Source organism: Staphylococcus sp. LKG4-2 (assembly GCF_050955665.1).
GTDB lineage: Bacteria > Bacillota > Bacilli > Staphylococcales > Staphylococcaceae > Staphylococcus > Staphylococcus saprophyticus.
This window is the reverse complement of sequence record NZ_CP194532.1, coordinates 1729484-1748755: the sequence shown is the minus strand read 5'-3', so window position 1 is coordinate 1748755 and position 19272 is coordinate 1729484. Positions and strand designations below refer to the sequence as shown.

15 protein-coding genes and 2 pseudogenes are annotated in these 19272 nt (G+C 33.2%); 16 read left to right on the top strand and 1 reads right to left on the bottom strand.

From position 1 onward, the window contains the following. Positions 1-239 precede the first annotated feature (239 nt). Positions 240-455, bottom strand: coding sequence for a hypothetical protein (locus ACM6UH_RS08645; RefSeq protein WP_002483434.1), 216 nt, complete (start codon positions 453-455; stop codon positions 240-242). Positions 456-617: 162 nt separating this feature from the next. Between ACM6UH_RS08645 and ACM6UH_RS08640 the strand changes: the two genes are divergently transcribed. The 16 genes and pseudogenes from ACM6UH_RS08640 to glpK all read left to right on the top strand — a co-directional run bounded on the left by ACM6UH_RS08640 (position 618) and on the right by glpK (position 19182). Then, positions 618-1406, top strand: coding sequence for a TIGR00282 family metallophosphoesterase (locus ACM6UH_RS08640; protein WP_002483433.1), 789 nt, complete (start codon positions 618-620; stop codon positions 1404-1406). A gap of 114 nt (positions 1407-1520) precedes the next feature. Further along, positions 1521-3281: a 2-oxoacid:acceptor oxidoreductase subunit alpha gene (locus ACM6UH_RS08635; protein WP_011303240.1), complete on the top strand. Its 1761-nt coding sequence runs from the start codon at positions 1521-1523 to the stop codon at positions 3279-3281. After that, positions 3282-4148, top strand: coding sequence for a 2-oxoacid:ferredoxin oxidoreductase subunit beta (locus ACM6UH_RS08630; RefSeq protein WP_002483431.1), 867 nt, complete (start codon positions 3282-3284; stop codon positions 4146-4148). A 160-nt stretch (positions 4149-4308) separates the two neighbouring features. After that, positions 4309-4935 carry a poly-gamma-glutamate hydrolase family protein gene (locus ACM6UH_RS08625; protein ID WP_047503640.1) on the top strand — a complete coding sequence of 209 codons (627 nt, stop codon included), beginning with the start codon at positions 4309-4311 and terminating at the stop codon, positions 4933-4935. 188 nt (positions 4936-5123) lie between these two features. Next, a pseudogene (locus ACM6UH_RS08620) lies at positions 5124-5636 on the top strand (poly-gamma-glutamate hydrolase family protein). 68 nt (positions 5637-5704) lie between these two features. After that, complete coding sequence (locus ACM6UH_RS08615; RefSeq protein ID WP_433911953.1) at positions 5705-6085, top strand: RrF2 family transcriptional regulator; 381 nt, start codon at positions 5705-5707, stop codon at positions 6083-6085. A gap of 216 nt (positions 6086-6301) precedes the next feature. Beyond that, positions 6302-6598, top strand: coding sequence for a thiamine-binding protein (locus ACM6UH_RS08610; RefSeq protein ID WP_002483427.1), 297 nt, complete (start codon positions 6302-6304; stop codon positions 6596-6598). A 597-nt stretch (positions 6599-7195) separates the two neighbouring features. Further along, positions 7196-8737 carry a tRNA (N6-isopentenyl adenosine(37)-C2)-methylthiotransferase MiaB gene (miaB, locus tag ACM6UH_RS08605; protein WP_047503645.1) on the top strand — a complete coding sequence of 514 codons (1542 nt, stop codon included), beginning with the start codon at positions 7196-7198 and terminating at the stop codon, positions 8735-8737. Next, positions 8737-9087, top strand: a complete 351-nt coding sequence (locus ACM6UH_RS08600; protein ID WP_041080475.1) for a RicAFT regulatory complex protein RicA family protein — start codon at positions 8737-8739, stop codon at positions 9085-9087. The genes miaB and ACM6UH_RS08600 overlap by 1 nt, the downstream gene beginning before the upstream one ends. A gap of 39 nt (positions 9088-9126) precedes the next feature. Further along, positions 9127-9615 (top strand): energy coupling factor transporter S component ThiW, encoded by a 489-nt coding sequence (gene thiW / locus ACM6UH_RS08595; protein ID WP_002483424.1) that lies wholly within the window; start codon positions 9127-9129, stop codon positions 9613-9615. A gap of 468 nt (positions 9616-10083) precedes the next feature. After that, positions 10084-12454: pseudogene (gene mutS / locus ACM6UH_RS08590) on the top strand (DNA mismatch repair protein MutS); the annotation flags it as partial. Between the two features lie 305 nt (positions 12455-12759). Continuing rightward, positions 12760-14727: a DNA mismatch repair endonuclease MutL gene (gene mutL, locus ACM6UH_RS08585; RefSeq protein ID WP_011303231.1), complete on the top strand. Its 1968-nt coding sequence runs from the start codon at positions 12760-12762 to the stop codon at positions 14725-14727. Positions 14728-14738: 11 nt separating this feature from the next. Continuing rightward, positions 14739-15272 (top strand): glycerol-3-phosphate responsive antiterminator, encoded by a 534-nt coding sequence (locus tag ACM6UH_RS08580; protein ID WP_002483421.1) that lies wholly within the window; start codon positions 14739-14741, stop codon positions 15270-15272. Between the two features lie 205 nt (positions 15273-15477). After that, positions 15478-16512 carry a S66 family peptidase gene (locus tag ACM6UH_RS08575; protein WP_047503656.1) on the top strand — a complete coding sequence of 345 codons (1035 nt, stop codon included), beginning with the start codon at positions 15478-15480 and terminating at the stop codon, positions 16510-16512. 171 nt (positions 16513-16683) lie between these two features. Further along, positions 16684-17502 (top strand): MIP/aquaporin family protein, encoded by an 819-nt coding sequence (locus tag ACM6UH_RS08570; protein WP_011303229.1) that lies wholly within the window; start codon positions 16684-16686, stop codon positions 17500-17502. A gap of 177 nt (positions 17503-17679) precedes the next feature. Then, on the top strand, positions 17680-19182 hold the full coding sequence (gene glpK / locus ACM6UH_RS08565; RefSeq protein WP_011303228.1) for a glycerol kinase GlpK: 1503 nt from the start codon (positions 17680-17682) through the stop codon (positions 19180-19182). The last annotated feature ends 90 nt before the right edge of the window (positions 19183-19272 follow it).

Below are 19272 nucleotides of genomic sequence, written 5' to 3'. Positions count from 1 at the left end.
TAAACGATATTTCGTTTAGTTTGTTTTTTTTAATATTTTAGAATAAAAGAACATCCGCGACAATTTATTTATGTCGCGGATGTTTCACATTGAGGTTAAAAATAACTGCAATGAAAAGTATTGGTAACAACTCATTAAGATAATGTAGTATATGTCATACTTTTATACAGTTTATCGATACGCTCAATGATGTATATGGATTTAATAATTCAAGTTCATTGTAATTAACATGTTAAATTTTAAGTGAGCTCTAAATCTGCCTGTTGTACTTCTTTAATTATTTCTGCAGTATCATAACAGTTTGTAGAGATATTGGCATACCTTTCAGCTAAACGGTATGCATTGATATATAGCTCCAAACTTTCTTTAGCTATGTCTTCTGCATCTTCACTTTTTGATGGATTTGCTGTAACAACTAAGTCAGCAAAATGTTGTGGATCGATATTAATTGACATGTATTACTTCCAACTCCTATATTTTGAATTAGCTCTTAACTACTATAATCTATACCACTATTTTTATAATTAAAACTTAGCTAATTTAATAAATTTTCATCAGCACCTTTTCATTGTAAATAAATTGAATTAAACTAACACTAAGAGAGGATGAACACGTAAATGAGATTATTATTTATTGGGGATATTGTAGGAAAAGTAGGGCGCGAGGCCATTACAACATATTTATCAAGACTGAAGCAGACATATCGTCCTACAGTTACAATTGTGAATGCTGAAAATGCGGCACATGGTAAAGGCCTGACAGAAAAAATATACAAAGATTTATTAAGAGAAGGCGTAGATTTTATGACGATGGGTAACCACACATATGGTCAGCGTCAAATTTATGATTTTATAGATTCAGCAAATCGTATGGTAAGACCGGCTAACTTTCCAGAAGAAGCGCCAGGCGTAGGTATGCGATTTATTCAAATAAATGAAATTAAGCTAGCTATCATCAACTTGCAAGGTCGTGCTTTTATGCAAGATATTGATGATCCTTTTAAAAAGGCAGATGAGCTTATAAACGAAGCAAAAAAAGAAACGGATTATATATTCGTAGATTTTCACGCTGAAACGACATCTGAAAAAAATGCTATGGGTTGGTATCTTGATGGTAGAGCAAGTGCTGTTGTGGGCACGCACACACATATACAAACTTCGGATGAACGTATATTACCAGGAGGGACAGGTTATATTACGGATGTTGGTATGACAGGTTTTTATGATGGTATATTAGGTATAAATAGACATGAGGTGATTACGCGTTTTATTACAAGTTTGCCACAAAGACATGTTGTGCCAGATGAAGGTCGCAGTGTATTATCGGGCGTGATTATAGATATCAATAAAGAAGGAAGAACAACACACATTGAACGTGTATTAATCAATGACGATCATCCTTTTTAAAATATCGTCCATTAGTATGAATTTAAAAAAGTACCACTCTGTACATAGTAATAGGGTGGTTTATTTTGGTATGATGAACAATGAATTATTATAACCACTAGGAGGCAAGATGATATGAAATCACAAGTATCATGGAAAGTGGGCGGTCAACAAGGCGAAGGTATTGAATCTACTGGGGAAATCTTTGCTACTGCTATGAACCGTAAAGGATACTACTTATATGGATATCGTCATTTTTCAAGTAGAATCATGGGCGGACACACGAATAATAAAATACGCGTATCCACGACACCAGTGCATGCAATTAGTGATGATTTAGATATCTTAATTGCATTTGATCAAGAAACAATCGAATTAAACCATCATGAAATGCGTGAAGACAGCGTAATTATTGCAGATAGTAAAGCAAAGCCAGAGAAACCAGACAACTGTCGTGCTCAATTGATAGACCTACCATTTACTGCAACTGCTAAAGAATTAGGTACTGCATTGATGAAAAATATGGTAGCGATTGGTGCCACTTGTGCTGTTATGGACCTCGATATTTCAGATTTTGAAACATTAATTACAAACATGTTTACTAAAAAAGGTGACAAGGTTGTAGAATTGAATATAGAGGCGTTAAATGAAGGTTATCGTTTAATGAATGAACAGTTAAATAACGTTGATGCTGATTTTATCTTAGATAAAACGGATGGAAAGCCACATCTATATATGATTGGTAACGATGCCATTGGTTTAGGTGCGTTATCAGCAGGATCAAGATTTATGGCGGCTTATCCAATAACACCAGCTTCAGAAATTATGGAATATATGATTGAAAATCTTCCAAAAGTGGGCGGAACAGTTGTACAAACTGAAGATGAGATTGCTGCAGCAAACATGGCAATCGGTTCAAACTATGCAGGTGTACGTGCATTTACTGCTAGTGCGGGACCAGGACTATCGCTAATGATGGAAGCGATTGGTTTATCAGGTATGACAGAAACGCCTTTTGTAGTTATAAATACACAGCGTGGTGGCCCTTCAACAGGATTGCCAACGAAACAAGAGCAATCAGACTTAATGCAAATGATTTACGGTACACATGGTGATATTCCTAAAATTGTAGTCGCGCCTACTGATGCAGAAGATGCATTTTATTTAACTATGGAAGCTTTTAATTTGGCTGAACAATATCAATGTCCAGTCATAGTATTAAGTGATTTACAACTTTCATTAGGTAAACAAACGGTTGAACAATTAGACTATAATAAAATAGAAATCAATCGTGGTGACATGATCCAATCCGATATAGAACGTGAAGAAAATGACAAAACTTACTTTAAACGTTATGCATTAACAGAAAGTGGTGTTTCCCCAAGACCTATTCCTGGGGTAAAAGGCGGCATTCATCATGTTACAGGTGTTGAACATAATGAAGAAGGAAAAACGAGTGAAGCTGCAGATAATAGACAACAGCAAATGGATAAACGTATGCGTAAAACAGAAAACCTATTAATACAAAATCCAGTAGAAGCTGATGTACAACATGAAACAGCAGACATACTATATTTAGGATTTATTTCAACTAAAGGTGCAATTCAAGAGGGTAAATCAAGATTAGAATCACAAAATATTAAGGTTAACCACATACAAATTAGACAATTGCATCCATTCCCTAGTGAAACGATTCAAAAAGAAGTCGACAAAGCTTCAAAAGTCGTTGTAGTTGAACATAATTATCAAGGTCAACTTGCCAATATATTAAAAATGAACGTAAATTTAGGTGATAAATTAGTAAATCAAACGAAATACGATGGCACACCATTTTTACCACATGAAATTGAAGCTAATGGACTTGAGATAGCTAAAGAAATAAAGGAGTTGGTATAAATGGCGACATTTAAAGATTTTAGAAATAATGTAAAACCTAACTGGTGTCCTGGTTGCGGAGATTTTTCAGTACAAGCAGCCATTCAAAAGGCAGCAGCCAATGTTGGTTTAGAACCGGAAGAAGTAGCGATTATTACGGGGATTGGTTGTTCTGGACGTTTATCAGGATACGTAAATTCATATGGCGTTCATGGTATACATGGCCGTTCATTACCATTGGCACAAGGTGTAAAAATGGCTAATAAAGATTTAACGGTTATTGCTTCTGGTGGTGATGGAGATGGTTATGCCATTGGTATGGGTCATACGATTCATGCATTACGTAGAAATATGAATATGACTTACATTGTTATGGATAATCAAATTTATGGCTTAACTAAAGGTCAAACGTCACCTTCTTCAGCTCAAGGATTTATTACTAAATCTACACCAAAAGGAAATATTGAACAAAATGTAGCACCTTTAGAGTTAGCACTTTCATCAGGTGCAACCTTTGTAGCGCAAGGTTTTTCAAGTGACATTAAAGGACTAACAAAAATGATTGAGGACGCAATTAATCATGATGGCTTCTCATTTGTGAATGTATTTTCTCCATGTGTAACATATAACAAAGTGAATACGTATGATTGGTTTAAAGAAAATTTAACAAATATCGATGATATTGAAGATTTTGATATTAAAGATAAGCAAAAAGCCACTCAAAAAGTGTTAGAATATAATTCATTAATAAAAGGTATTGTTTATCAAGATACTGAAACACCTTCATATGAATCACAAATTGAAGAAATGAACGGTACACCTTTAGCTAAACAAGACATTCATATTGATGAAGAACAATTTGAGGCATTAACGAAACAATTTGTATAAAATATTTTTAACTAAATAAGCTAATGAACTGTCACATTATTAACGAAATAATCATGCACGCATTGATTGTCGTATTGAGCATGTGACAGTTTTTTTATATGTTTGATTAAGCATGATTTGTAGTACATATTTTCATTACACGATAGAGAGGACATTCATTATGATAGATCAATTTATGTCAATGTCAGAACTGATTGATCACACTGAAGAACATAAAGATTGGCAAATTTTATATAACGAGCGAGTTGCAAAAAGTTTAATAACAGCTGTTCATGGTGGTGCGATTGAACGTGGCACATCAGAAATTGCACAATTAATTAGTGAAATTGGTGGTTATAGTTTTTATACATTTAAAGGAATCAGGAAAAATAAAAATCATGAACTTCATGTTACATCAAAGCATTTTGATGAGCCCATACTTAATGAATTAGTACCGACACATGAAGTTGTAGTATCGTTACATGGTTGTATGGGTAATGATGTAGCAGTTTATATTGGAGGTAAAGATTTAGAATTATCCTATGAAATCACACAACAATTACAAAAAATAGGTATAAAGGTCAAACCGGCTCCAGCACATATAGCTGGAATGCAAACAGAGAATTTTGTAAATAAGGGTAAACGTGACGCAGGTGTACAATTAGAACTAACTGTGGCATTAAGGAAACAATGTTTTAAAAATAATAAATATAATTTACATGATAGAGAGAATCGAGAGAATTGGTCGCAGTTAATGTTTTCATTTTCCACTGCAATTGCCAATGCTTTAAAAATATTAAATGATTAAGTACGACTTTACAAAATCTTAAGATAATAGTGCTTAAGTTAGGGAATAGGTTGAATAGAAACTATGAAGGGAGTTTATTTATGGCAGATAAATATAAATCAATGACTGAATTGGCTGAATATACGACTGAAAATAGTGATTGGTCAGTGGTTCGTCGCGACTTAGATAGCCAAGTTATTATTTAGGCGATTCATGGTGGAGCGATTGAACCTGGTACAACGGAAATTGCTGATTTAACAGCACAAAAGGGTGATTTTGATTATTTTACTTTTAAAGGAACAAAATCAAAAGGAAATGAAGCGTTACACGTAACTTCTCGTCATTAAGACCAACCGGATATGATGGAAATGGTCAAAAATAAGACGCAAGCAGTAGCAATTCATGGCTGCGTGGGTGATGATAGCATTGTATATATGGGCGGCAAAGATGAAAGTTTGATTCGTGCATTAAAAGAACAATTTGAGCAATTAGATATTAAAGTAGATCAAGCGCCTAAACATATGTCTGGTGCACACGATGATAATATTATCATCGTGTGCACAGGTGAAGGTGTACAGCTAGAATTAACTTCGGGATTAAGAAAATTGTGCTTTAAAAATCAAAAATATAATAAACATAGCCGAGAAGACCAAAGTAATTGGAGTCAGTTTATGGATAACTTTACAATTGCAATCGTTCAAGCGATACAAAAGGTGCAGTAACGCTTGTAAATAATGGACACTTAAGCTATTATAGATTCAAGATGTCTATAGTAGGAAGATGATGATAAATGAAATATTCTAAAGCGACCAATTATGCGTTACACGCGTTATTATTTATGATCAAAAATAATGGTGATGTTCAACGAATTCCGGTACAAGATCTTGCTAAAGCATTAGGTATTTCTACAACTTACTTGTCAAAAATTTTAACAAGATTAGTTAAAGTTGGTGTTATTTCAGCGAGTAGCGGTGCTAAAGGTGGATACCAATTAAGTTTAAATTGGCAAGATGTAACAATCTATGAAGTGATTACAACAATTGATGGTAAACAAAGCTTGTTTGAAGATAGTTTTAATCATGGTGATAGTTGTCCAATTAATAAGTTAATGATTGAAGCGGAGCAAGCGCTCATAGGCAGTTTGAAAAAAAAGCTAAAGGATCTCATATAAATAATTGAGGTTCTTTAGTTTTTTTGTACGAGTAATTTAGATATTGGATGATTATAAAGCTGTACATCATGAGTACACATGATGAAATGATAATTGCATTGTTGTACATTAGTTTTCATTTTGTTTTTGAATAAAGTAACACGCGAATAACTGTGCGTATTATGTTTAATTTGCTAAAATATAAAGTAAATAAAGTAATTAAGGGGTTGACGTAGTATGAATGATACATTAATGAGTATTCAGATTATTCCTAAAACTGCTAACGGAGAAGACGTAATTCCATATGTTGATGAAGCGATTAAAGTAATAGATGACGCAGGTTTAACGTACCGAGTAGGTCCATTAGAAACAACAGTACAAGGTGAAATGAATGAATGTTTAATATTAATTCAAAAATTAAATGATCGCATGGTTGAACTAGAAATTCCTAGTATTATAAGTCAGGTTAAATTTTATCATGTACCTGAGGGGATAACGATTGAGACACTGACTGGGAAGTATGATGAACTTTAAAAAGTTCAAATATAGATTTATGTATGCGCCAGATTTATTTTATAAATAAACTTTTTTTTAGAACCACTTCTCAATTTATTGAGATAGTGGTTCTTATGCAAGTGCAAAGGCACTTGTAAACCAAAGCTGATACTTCTCAATTTATTGAGATAGTGGTTCTTATGCAAGTGAAAAGGCACTTGTAAACCCAAGCCAGAGCTTCTCAGTTTATTGAGATAGTGGTTCTTATGCAAGTGAAAAGGCACTTGTAAGCCCAAGCTAGAGCTTCTCAATTTATTTTCTTCGTATTGCTTAATCTATAAACTTTAATTGCTGAAAGTCATTGATTTCATACTGACATGGCTACTTTTGATTATATTTTTGAGCGCGGCCACATTTATTGAATGATGAAAGTTGTTTATAAAGGTTAACTGCAAAAAAAGTTGACTTTAATTATTTACAAGTCTTTTTGCACTTTGTGTTCAAATTTAATATAATGTAATAATGATTATGGATAAAGTTATAGAACTTAGAACTACGATGTTGTTAAACAAAATGATGCGAAATCTTTTGAATTACTTGTTCTTAGTTTTTATGATATAGAAAGGATTTTGTAGAGTGAATGAAGAACAAAGAAAAAGTACTTCTATTGATATCTTAGCAGAACGTGATAAAAAGACTAAAGATTATAGCAAGTATTTTGAACACGTGTATCAGCCCCCGAGTTTAAAAGAAGCACGAAAACGTGGTAAAGAGGAAGTTAATTATAATGACGATTTTCAAATAGATGAAAAGTACCGAAACATGGGACAAGGCAAAACATTTTTGATTAAAACATATGGTTGTCAAATGAATGCGCATGATACAGAAGTCATGGCAGGCATACTTGGAGCATTGGGTTATACACCAACGGAAGATATTAATCATGCAGATGTTATATTAATTAATACATGTGCGATTCGAGAAAACGCTGAGAATAAAGTATTTAGTGAAATAGGTAATTTAAAACATTTGAAAAAAGAAAAACCTGAAACGGTCATCGGTGTATGTGGTTGTATGTCACAGGAAGAGTCTGTGGTCAATAAAATATTAAAATCTTATCAAAATGTTGATATGATATTTGGAACACATAATATTCATCGTTTACCTGAAATTTTGGAAGAAGCTTATCTTTCAAAAGCAATGGTTGTTGAAGTATGGTCTAAAGAAGGAGACGTCATTGAAAATCTTCCTAAAGTAAGAGAAGGTAATATCAAAGCGTGGGTTAATATTATGTACGGTTGTGACAAATTCTGTACATACTGTATAGTGCCTTTTACTAGAGGTAAAGAGCGAAGCAGACGACCAGAAGATATCATAGATGAAGTCCGTGATTTAGCGCGCCAAGGCTATAAGGAAATCACATTATTAGGTCAAAATGTTAATGCTTATGGTAAAGATATTGATGGCTTAGCATATGGTTTAGGAGATTTATTAGAAGACATTTCAAAAATTGATATTCCGAGAGTAAGATTTACGACGAGTCATCCATGGGATTTCACAGACAGAATGATTGAAGTCATTGCAAATGGTGGAAATATTGTGCCACATGTCCATCTTCCTGTACAATCTGGTAATAATGCAGTGCTTAAGATTATGGGACGTAAATATACACGTGAAAGTTATTTAGATCTCGTTAACAGAATTAAGACACATATTCCTAATGTTGCACTTACAACTGATATTATAGTTGGTTATCCAAATGAAACAGATGAACAGTTTGAGGAAACTTTAACATTATACGACGAAGTTGAGTTTGAACACGCATATACGTATATATACTCACAAAGAGATGGCACCCCTGCAGCTAAGATGAATGATAATGTGCCATTGGATGTAAAAAAAGATAGATTACAGCAATTAAATAAAAAAGTTGCGTATTATTCTGAACGTGCAATGCAACAATATGAAGGACAAACAGTTCAAGTATTATGTGAAGGTGTAAGTAAAAAAGATGATACGGTCTTATCTGGTTATACCTCAAAAAATAAATTAGTGAATTTTAAAGCTCCTAAATCAATGATTGGAAAAATAGTTAATGTATATATTGACGAAGCTAAACAATTTTCACTTAATGGTACGTTTATCAGTGTGAATGATAAAACGGTGGTGACACAATAATGTATGAAAAAGATGATATTTTAGCTGAAGCAGAACGTTTGAGTGAACGTATTAAATCTCTAGATACTGTCAAAGAATATCATAAAGTAGAATCACAAATTCATCATAATGAAAATTTAGAACAACGAATGAAAGAATTAAAGAAAAATCAAAAGCAATCGGTCAATTTGCAAAATTACGGTAAAACACATGCGTTACAGGCCTCGGAAGAAAAGATTCAAGACATCGAAGAAGATATCAATATACTGCCAATTGTAGAAGAATTTAGAGAATCACAAGCAGAAGCCAATGATTTATTACAAATGATGATTCACACAATGTCCGATAGATTAAATAAACACCAAGAATAAGCAATTTTTTATTGCACTTATGGAAAGGGTTTGAACACTATGAAGACTAAAAAGTTAACATTAACAGCAATTTTTATTGCTATAAATGTTGTGTTAAGCAGTATAATTGTGATTCCACTAGGTCCTATAAAAGCAGCACCTATGCAGCATTTAATTAACGTACTTTGCGCTGTATTTGTAGGTCCTTGGTTTGGACTTGCTCAAGCTTTCATTTCATCAATCTTGCGCATGATTTTTGGTACCGGTAGTTTCTTTGCCTTTCCAGGTAGTATGATTGGTGTATTACTCGCTAGTGGTTTTTATTATTATAGAAAGCACCTATTTATGGCAGCTGTGGGAGAAGTGATTGGCACTGGAATTATCGGTAGCATCATGTGTATACCACTTGCTTGGGTCCTTGGTTTTTCAAATCTTGCAATTAAACCATTAATGCTCGCTTTTATTGTTTCAAGTGTAATTGGGGCAATTATTAGTTATATCATTTTAATGATATTGAAGCGAAAAGGCATTTTAAAACGCTACTTATAAAACACTATTATTATGAGATTGAGACATATTATTTTAATCAATAAGTAAATTTATGAAGTTAACTTGTAATCGTTAAGGTCATTTATTACTTAAAGATAAAATAAAGTGTCTTAATCTCTTTTGTTATATATGGGAGTTGGATTATGAAATCTCTATTAGAAAATTTGATTTCTGTCCCGCTCCCATTGAATTTTTAATATGATGAGAAATGTTTAAATTTAATAAACAGGCGTAAATTGAAAACTTATGTTAAAATTTAAGAGTTAAATTAGCTAGAAAAGCTGAAAATCGTGTGGTTATTAAAACAAATTTCAAACAATATAACGAGATAGTAAAATGATATTAGATGTAAGTACATCTCTTATAATCAATGTAGGATGAGATGCAAAAAGACAAAACTTACTTTCTATGACTAAATCAATGAACTAAGTGAAAATAAGAAAAATAAAAGGATTGTGAAATATATTTATGACAAACCAAACCCCAATGATGCAGCAATATTTAAAAATAAAATCACAATATCAAGATTGCCTATTGTTTTTTAGATTGGGTGACTTCTATGAAATGTTTTTTGAAGATGCTAAAGTAGCATCGAGAGTACTAGAAATTACTTTGACAAAACGTGATGCAAAAAAAGAAGACCCGATTCCAATGTGTGGTGTGCCATATCATTCAGCTGATGGCTACATTGAGACATTAATAAGTAACGGTTATAAAGTAGCCATTTGTGAACAAATGGAAGACCCTAGACAAACTAAAGGCATGGTTCGACGTGAAGTTGTTCGTATTGTCACGCCTGGTACAGTAATGGATCAAGGCGGTGTAGATGAAAAACAAAACAATTATATTCTGAGTTTTATTCAAAGTGCATCAATGTATGCATTGAGTTATTGTGATGTTTCAACAGGTGAATTAAAAGTAACTCATTTTGAAGATGAAGCAACTTTAATTAATGAAATTACGACAATAAATCCAAATGAGATTGTTGTTAAAGAAGCCATTGGTGAATCGCTAAAACGACAAATTAGTCTAACGACAGAGACTATCACGGTGCTTCCAGATATTTCTGATGTAAAATATGATGTTAATACAACGAATGATAGCCATTTATATCACGTAACACAATTATTATTAGATTATGTTTATCATACGCAAAAAAGAGATCTTTCTCATATTGAATCTGTGATTACATATGAAGCAGTAGACTTTATGAAAATGGACTTTTACGCAAAACGTAATCTTGAATTAACAGAAAGTATACGTTTAAAATCAAAAAAAGGAACGTTACTTTGGCTAATGGATGAAACGAAAACACCTATGGGTGCCAGACGTTTAAAACAATGGATCGATAGACCGCTTATTCAAAAAAAGCAAATTGAATCACGTCTTGATACAGTAGATCAATTTATCAATCATTTTATTGAGAGAGATACATTGAGAGGCTATTTAAATCAAGTGTATGATATTGAACGTCTAGTTGGTCGTGTGAGTTACGGCAATGTTAACGCACGTGATTTAATTCAGCTAAAACATTCTATTTCAGAAATACCCAATATAAAAAATCTCTTACAAGCTTTTGATGAACAAATGACAGCACAGTTTGAGGCGTTAGAACCACTAGATGATTTGCTTAATTTATTAGAAGAAAGTTTAAAAGAAGAACCACCCATTTCAGTTAAAGAAGGCGGTTTATTTAAAACTGGATTTAATGAAACGCTTGATAGCTATTTAGAAGCTTCAAAAAATGGAAAAAATTGGTTAGCAGAATTACAAACAAAAGAAAGACAACGAACTGGAATTAAGTCATTAAAAATTAGTTTTAATAAGGTTTTTGGTTATTTCATAGAAATTACTAGAGCTAATTTACAAGGGTTTGATCCCACTGAATTTGGATATCATAGAAAGCAAACACTTTCAAATGCAGAACGTTTCATTACCGATGAATTAAAAGAGAAAGAAGATATCATTCTAGGTGCAGAAGATAAAGCTATTGAATTAGAATATCAATTGTTTGTGCAACTTAGAGAACAAATTAAAGCATATACGGAAAGATTACAAAAACAAGCAAAAGTAATCTCTGAACTGGATTGCCTGCAGAGTTTTGCAGAAATAGCTCAAAAATATAATTATGCTCGCCCGACTTTTAGTGAAGATAAGACATTAGAACTTGTTAATTCACGACACCCAGTTGTAGAACGGGTTATGGATCATAATGATTATGTGCCTAACGATTGTGAATTAGATAAGGAAACGTTTATATATTTAATTACTGGCCCTAATATGTCGGGTAAATCAACATATATGAGACAAGTCGCAATTATTAGTATCATGGCTCAAATGGGTGCTTATGTACCATGTGAATCGGCAATATTACCTGTGTTTGACCAGATTTTCACTAGAATAGGTGCAGCGGATGATTTAGTTTCTGGGAAAAGTACTTTCATGGTAGAAATGTTAGAAGCTCAAAAAGCACTTGCACATGCTACAGAACACAGTTTAATCATATTTGATGAAATCGGTAGGGGTACATCGACATACGATGGTTTGGCTTTAGCTCAAGCAATGATTGAATATGTCGCACATACGTCGCATGCTAAGACTTTATTCTCAACACATTATCATGAATTAACTACGCTAGATCAATCATTGGCATGTTTGAAAAATGTGCATGTTGCTGCAAATGAATACAATGGTGAATTGATTTTCTTACACAAAGTTAAAGATGGCGCCGTAGATGATAGTTATGGTATACAAGTAGCTAAATTAGCGCATTTACCAGTGGAAGTGATTAATCGAGCGCAAGTGATATTGGATGCATTTGAACAATCGAATAATCAAACAAACAATAAGAATACCATGAATCATGTTGATATTCCTACTGATAAAAATCTAAATGCTTCAAGTGATGAAGTGACAGAAACAAAAGCTACGTATTATGTTGATAATGAACAGTCAGCTGCAACACAACATGCAAAAAGTGATGGACAATTTGAGCAAGCTGCCTTTGATTTATTTGATTCGCCTGCAAAACAAAGTGAAATAGAAAATGAAATTAAAACATTAAATTTATCAAATATGACGCCAATTGAAGCATTAGTAAAACTAAGTGAATTACAAAAACAATTGAAATAGAGGTGAAGTCATATGGGTAAAATTAAAGAACTACAGACATCCTTAGCGAATAAAATTGCTGCTGGCGAAGTTGTAGAACGACCTGGATCAGTAGTGAAGGAATTGTTAGAAAATGCGATTGATGCCCAAGCGACTGAAATCAATATAGAAGTTGAACAATCCGGCGTAGCATCTATACGAGTTGTGGATAATGGCACAGGTATCCACATAGACGATTTAGGCCTCGTCTTCCACAGACATGCTACGAGTAAATTGGATGCAGATGATGACTTATTCCATATACGTACACTCGGTTTCCGAGGTGAAGCTTTAGCAAGTATCTCTTCAGTAGCAAAGGTTACATTAAGTACATGTACAGATAATGAAGAAGGACAACAGATCTATGTGGAAAATGGTGAAATATTAGATCAAAAACCTGCTAAAGCGAAACGTGGTACAGATATCTTAGTAGAATCGTTATTCTATAATACGCCAGCGCGTTTGAAATATATTAAGAGTTTGTATACGGAATTAGGCAAAATTACAGATATTGTTAATCGTATGGCAATGAGTCATCCAGATATTCGTATTTCATTAATATCAGATGGCAAAACGATTATGAAAACAAATGGTTCGGGCCGTACAAATGAAGTAATGTCAGAAATTTATGGTATGAAAGTGGCAAAAGATTTAGTGCATATTTCTGGTGACACGAGCGATTACCATTTAGAAGGTTTTGTTGCAAAACCAGAACATTCACGTAGTAACAAACATTATATATCGATTTTTATCAATGGGAGATATATTAAAAATTTCTTGTTAAATAAAGCCATTTTAGAAGGTTATCACACCTTGCTCATGATAGGTCGTTACCCAATATGCTATATCAATATTGAGATGGATCCAATTCTAGTTGATGTCAACGTTCATCCGACTAAATTAGAAGTAAGACTGTCCAAAGAGGATCAATTATTTAATTTAATAGTTGAAAAAATACGTGAAGCTTTTAAAGATCGTATTTTAATTCCGCAAAATGATATGGATAAAATTACCAAAAAGAATAAAGTGTTGGATCAATTTGAGCAACAGAAATTAGATTTTGAAAAGAAACAACAACAAGAGAATCATTCACAACCTGTAAATAGCCATGAGGAAGATGAAAAGAATGACGACAAAGCATATCATTCCAGTCAAACTCATTACGAACCTACAGATTATATACTGAAAGAGGAAAACAACACATCAGTTTCTACATCGCCTAATAGTGATGATGACTATACCCAAACGCAAAAATCTGTTTTATATGATTTAGAAAATGAAAATCAATCTGAATTTATAAATGAAGCTGATTTTGATTCAGATATAAGCAATCACTCAGATTCTGATATTAAAGGAAGTGTCAGTAAAGACCCTTCACGTCGTGTGCCTTATATGGAAGTGGTCGGACAAGTTCATGGCACATACATTATCGCTCAAAATGAAAATGGTATGTATATGATTGATCAACATGCGGCACAAGAACGTATCAAATATGAATATTTTAGAGAGAAAATTGGTGAAGTGACGAATGAAATTCAAAATTTGTTAATTCCGTTAACTTTCCACTTTTCAACTGATGAATTAATGATTATTAATCAGCACAAAGAAGAGTTAGATAAAGTAGGCGTTCATCTCGAACCATTTGGGGGTAATGACTATATTGTAGATAGTTATCCGGTTTGGTTTCCCACAGCTGAAGCAGAAGAAATTATAAAAGATATGATTGAATATGTTTTAGAGCATAAGAAAGTAAATGTAAAAAAAATTCGAGAAGACGCTGCCATAATGATGAGTTGCAAAAAATCAATTAAAGCAAATCACTATTTAAAAAATAATGAAATGGCAGATCTAGTCAACCAATTGAGAGAAACTGAAGATCCTTTTACTTGTCCACATGGTAGACCAATTATTATTAATTTTTCAAACTACGAATTAGAAAGATTGTTCAAAAGAACTATCTAGGAGGTAAGTGGATGAAACCATATATTTTACCAGCAATTAGATCAATGAAAGATTTAGAAAAAATGACGCAAACAGATTATAAAGAATGCGTATTGCTCGATACACATATTGGTCATATTAAAAGTATAATGGATTTATTAAATAAGCATCACATTGAAACATATATGCATATTGATTTAATTAAGGGCATGAGTCACGATGAATTTGCCTGTGAATATATTATTCAAAATTATCATCCTAAAGGTATTGTCTCTACTAAGACTAAAGTGATCAACAAAGCCAAAGCATTGAATACGACGACTGTGTTCCGTGTTTTTGTATTAGATAGTCATGCATTACGTAGAAGTATTGAATTAATCAAACGTGTAGAACCAGACTATGTTGAAGTATTACCGGGAGTTGCAACTAAAGCAATACAAATTATCAACGAGGAAACGAACACGTCTGTAATTGCAGGTGGATTAATCAATACGGTAGAAGAAGTTGATATCGCAGTTAAAAATGGTGCTAAATATATAACGACAAGTGATCGCCATTTATGGTAACCATCATGAAGAAAAATATCAATTCTATTTAAACCAAATTTAAGATAAAAGCTAGGCTAGCCAAACACAGAGATAATATTGCTATTTGACAAAGATATTAGCGATACTCTGTTAGCGCTAGCCTTTTTTTCTGATATTGTTAAAGGATTCAATATATATGTTATGATTAGTGGAATTTTATTAGATTGTGTTAAGGGGTGATTTGATGATTAAACCAAAACAATTAAAGCGTGGCGATACGGTAGCAATTGTTTCTTTATCATCAGGACTAGCTGGTGAAACTGACATGTTATGGCGTACGTATCAAGGTATTAATCGATTGAAATATGTATTTGGTTTAAATGTGAAGGTAATGCCAAATGCTTTAAAAGGAAGAACTTATATTAGCCAACATCCCGAAGCGCGGGCTGAAGATTTTAATAATGCCGTTAAAGATCCCACAATAAAGGGTATTATCAGCTGTATTGGTGGTGATGATGCTATTAAAATATTGCCATTTGTGAATCTAGAAGCACTACGGGAGCACCCAAAAATTTTTTCGGGCTATTCTGATTCAACCACGGTTCATATGATGTTTTATAAAATGGGTGTTGTCAGTTTTTATGGGCCTGCATTACTGACAGATTTTGCAGAAAATATTGCTATGGACGATTATACGGTTCGAGATATAGAGAAATTTTGGTTTAATACTAATATAATAGGTGAGATTCTTCCAGCAAAGTATATTAGACCATTTGGATTAGCGTGGCATATAGAAAATAAAATGATTGCTAGACAAACGATACAACAACAAGGTTATGAGTTGATTCAAGGATATGGTATTAAACAAGGACACTTAATTGGTGGGAATTTGGAAACATTGACTAGTTTAATAAACACGGACTTATTTCCAAATAAGACAGATTTTGAAGATGCTATTATATTTTTAGAAACATCTGAAGATACACCAGATCCTCAAGCATTTGAAGCGATGTTGGTCCAATTAATTCAACAAGATGCATTAAAACAGTGCAATGGAATGATTATAGGTAAACCATTTGATAATGTGTATTACACAGCTTATAAAGAAAAAATATTAGATGTATTGAAACAATACAATTACACGAATATACCAGTATTATACAACATGTCTTTTGGTCATAATGAGCCTAAGCACATGCTACCGTATGGTTTACAAGCAAAAATAGATTGTAATAAAAAACAATTTAAAATCAAGGAAAATGCTGTCAATATCACTTGAATTGTGACAAGATTTTTACAAAAAGATTGACAACGCTTACAAAATCGGTGTAAGATGAACACAAGTTAATAAATAGAACAGAGATGGGAGATTTCTACAGTAATTAAACCGGTGGTTCGCAACTGGCTATAATTGTAGGAATCTCTCTATCTTTTTTTAGGAGGAGTCTCTATGAGTGTGTATTTTGCTGAATTTTTGGGAACAGCAATACTAGTATTATTTGGGGGTGGCGTTTGTGCCAACGTCAATTTGAAAAAAAGTGCCGGTAACGGTGCAGATTGGATTGTTATTGCATTAGGTTGGGGGCTTGCAGTTTCAATGGGTGCATATGCGGTTGGAAATATTTCCGGAGCGCATTTAAATCCCGCAGTTACATTAGCGTTTGCTATGGACGGCGCGTTAAGTTGGAGTATGGTACTAGGCTATATCGTTTGTCAAATGCTCGGCGGTATTTTCGGTGGTGTTTTAGTTTGGTTAATGTATTTAGCACATTGGAAACAAACAGAAGATCAAGGCGCAAAATTAGGTGTATTCTCTACAGCACCAGCAATTAAAAATTATTTTGCCAACTTTTTAAGTGAAATCATTGGTACTGCTACACTTACTTTAGGATTACTATTTATTGGGATGAATAAAATTGCTGATGGATTAAATCCATTAATCGTTGGCGGTTTAATTGTAGCGATTGGTTTAAGTTTAGGTGGACCAACTGGCTATGCCATTAATCCTGCGCGTGATTTAGGACCTCGTATTGCACATGCGATATTACCAATTGCTGGGAAAGGGAAATCTAATTGGAGCTATGCGATTGTGCCAGTTTTAGGCCCAATTACTGGAGGAATGATTGGTGCAGTCATTTATAGATTATTCTATAAAGGCGCGTTTGATACAATGTCAGTTGTAGCGATTGTATTACTAATTGTTACTATTGCGCTTGGTATAGTGTTAAATAAAGCTAAAAGTGCAAAAGGTATCGAATCTGTATATTGATTAAGTTTTAAACAGTCCTGTTTATAAGTTAAACTATAAGCAGGCTTTATATTATAACAATTTTTGATTTAGATTAATGTTTGTAAAAATGAATATATGGCAATGTGTATAATAACGTGTAAAAAAGAGTTACATATATATAGCCACGATAAACGAGATAAGAGGGAGATTTTAATTATGGAAAAATATATTTTATCAATTGACCAAGGAACAACAAGTTCAAGAGCAATTCTTTTTGATAAAGAAGGTAAAATTAAAGGCATCGCACAACGTGAATTCAAACAATTCTTTCCAAAATCTGGTTGGGTAGAACATGATGCTAATGAAATTTGGACATCTGTTTTAGCTGTTATGGCAGAAGTATTAAATGAAAGCAATGTAGGAGCAGAACAAATTGCTAGTATTGGTATCACAAACCAACGTGAAACAACAGTTGTGTGGGATAAACATACGTCACGTCCTATATATCATGCAATTGTATGGCAATCTCGTCAAACACAAGGTATTTGTCAAGACTTAAAAGAACAAGGCCTTGAAGATAAATTCCGCAATAAAACTGGTTTGCTTTTAGATCCTTATTTTGCAGGTACAAAAGTGAAATGGATTTTAGATAATGTGGAAGGTGCAAGAGAAAAAGCAGATAACGGTGATTTATTATTTGGTACGATTGATTCATGGCTTGTTTGGAAATTATCAGGTGGACAAGCGCATATTACAGATTATACAAATGCAAGTCGTACATTAATTTATAATATTTATGATTTAGAATGGGATCAAGAATTATTAGATATTTTAGAAATTCCTAATACAATGTTACCTGAAGTCAAAGCATCAAGTGAAGTTTATGCACACACAATTGATTACCATTTCTTTGGTGAAGAAGTACCTATTTCAGGTATTGCTGGCGACCAACAAGCAGCATTATTCGGACAAGCTTGTTTCGACCGTGGAGATGTAAAAAATACTTACGGTACGGGTGGATTCATGTTGATGAATACAGGTGAAGAAGCTGTTTCATCTAAGAGTGGTTTATTAACTACGATTGCTTATGGTTTGGACGGTAAAGTGAATTATGCTTTAGAAGGTTCAATATTTGTTTCAGGTTCTGCAATTCAATGGCTAAGAGATGGATTAAGAATGATTAATTCAGCGCCACAATCTGAAAATTATGCTGAACGTGTTGAATCAACAGAGGGTGTATATGTCGTGCCTGCATTTGTAGGTCTTGGTACACCATACTGGGACGCAAATGCACGTGGTGCAATCTTTGGATTAACACGCGGCACAGAAAAAGAGCATTTCATCCGTGCAACATTGGAATCACTTTGTTACCAAACACGTGATGTATTAGAAGCAATGGAAAAAGATTCTGGCATCAAAGTAAATAATTTACGTGTTGATGGTGGCGCAGTAAAAAATAATTTTATTATGCAATTCCAAGCTGATTTATTAAACTTAGGTGTTGAGCGTCCAGAAATTAATGAAACAACAGCATTAGGTGCAGCGTACTTAGCAGGTTTAGCTGTAGGTTTCTGGGATAGTAAAGATGAAATTGCTAATCGTTGGAACTTAGAAAAAGAATTCCAACCAGATATGATTGAAAAAGATAGAGAAAGATTATATAAAGGTTGGAAGAAAGCTGTAGAAGCAACACAAGTATTTAAATTAGAAGATGAGTAAAAAATTAGACTTAATATTGTTATATATGCTACAATACGGGTAAGTTAATAATATCGAGATGAGAAATGAGAGATTCAATTCGTACAATTA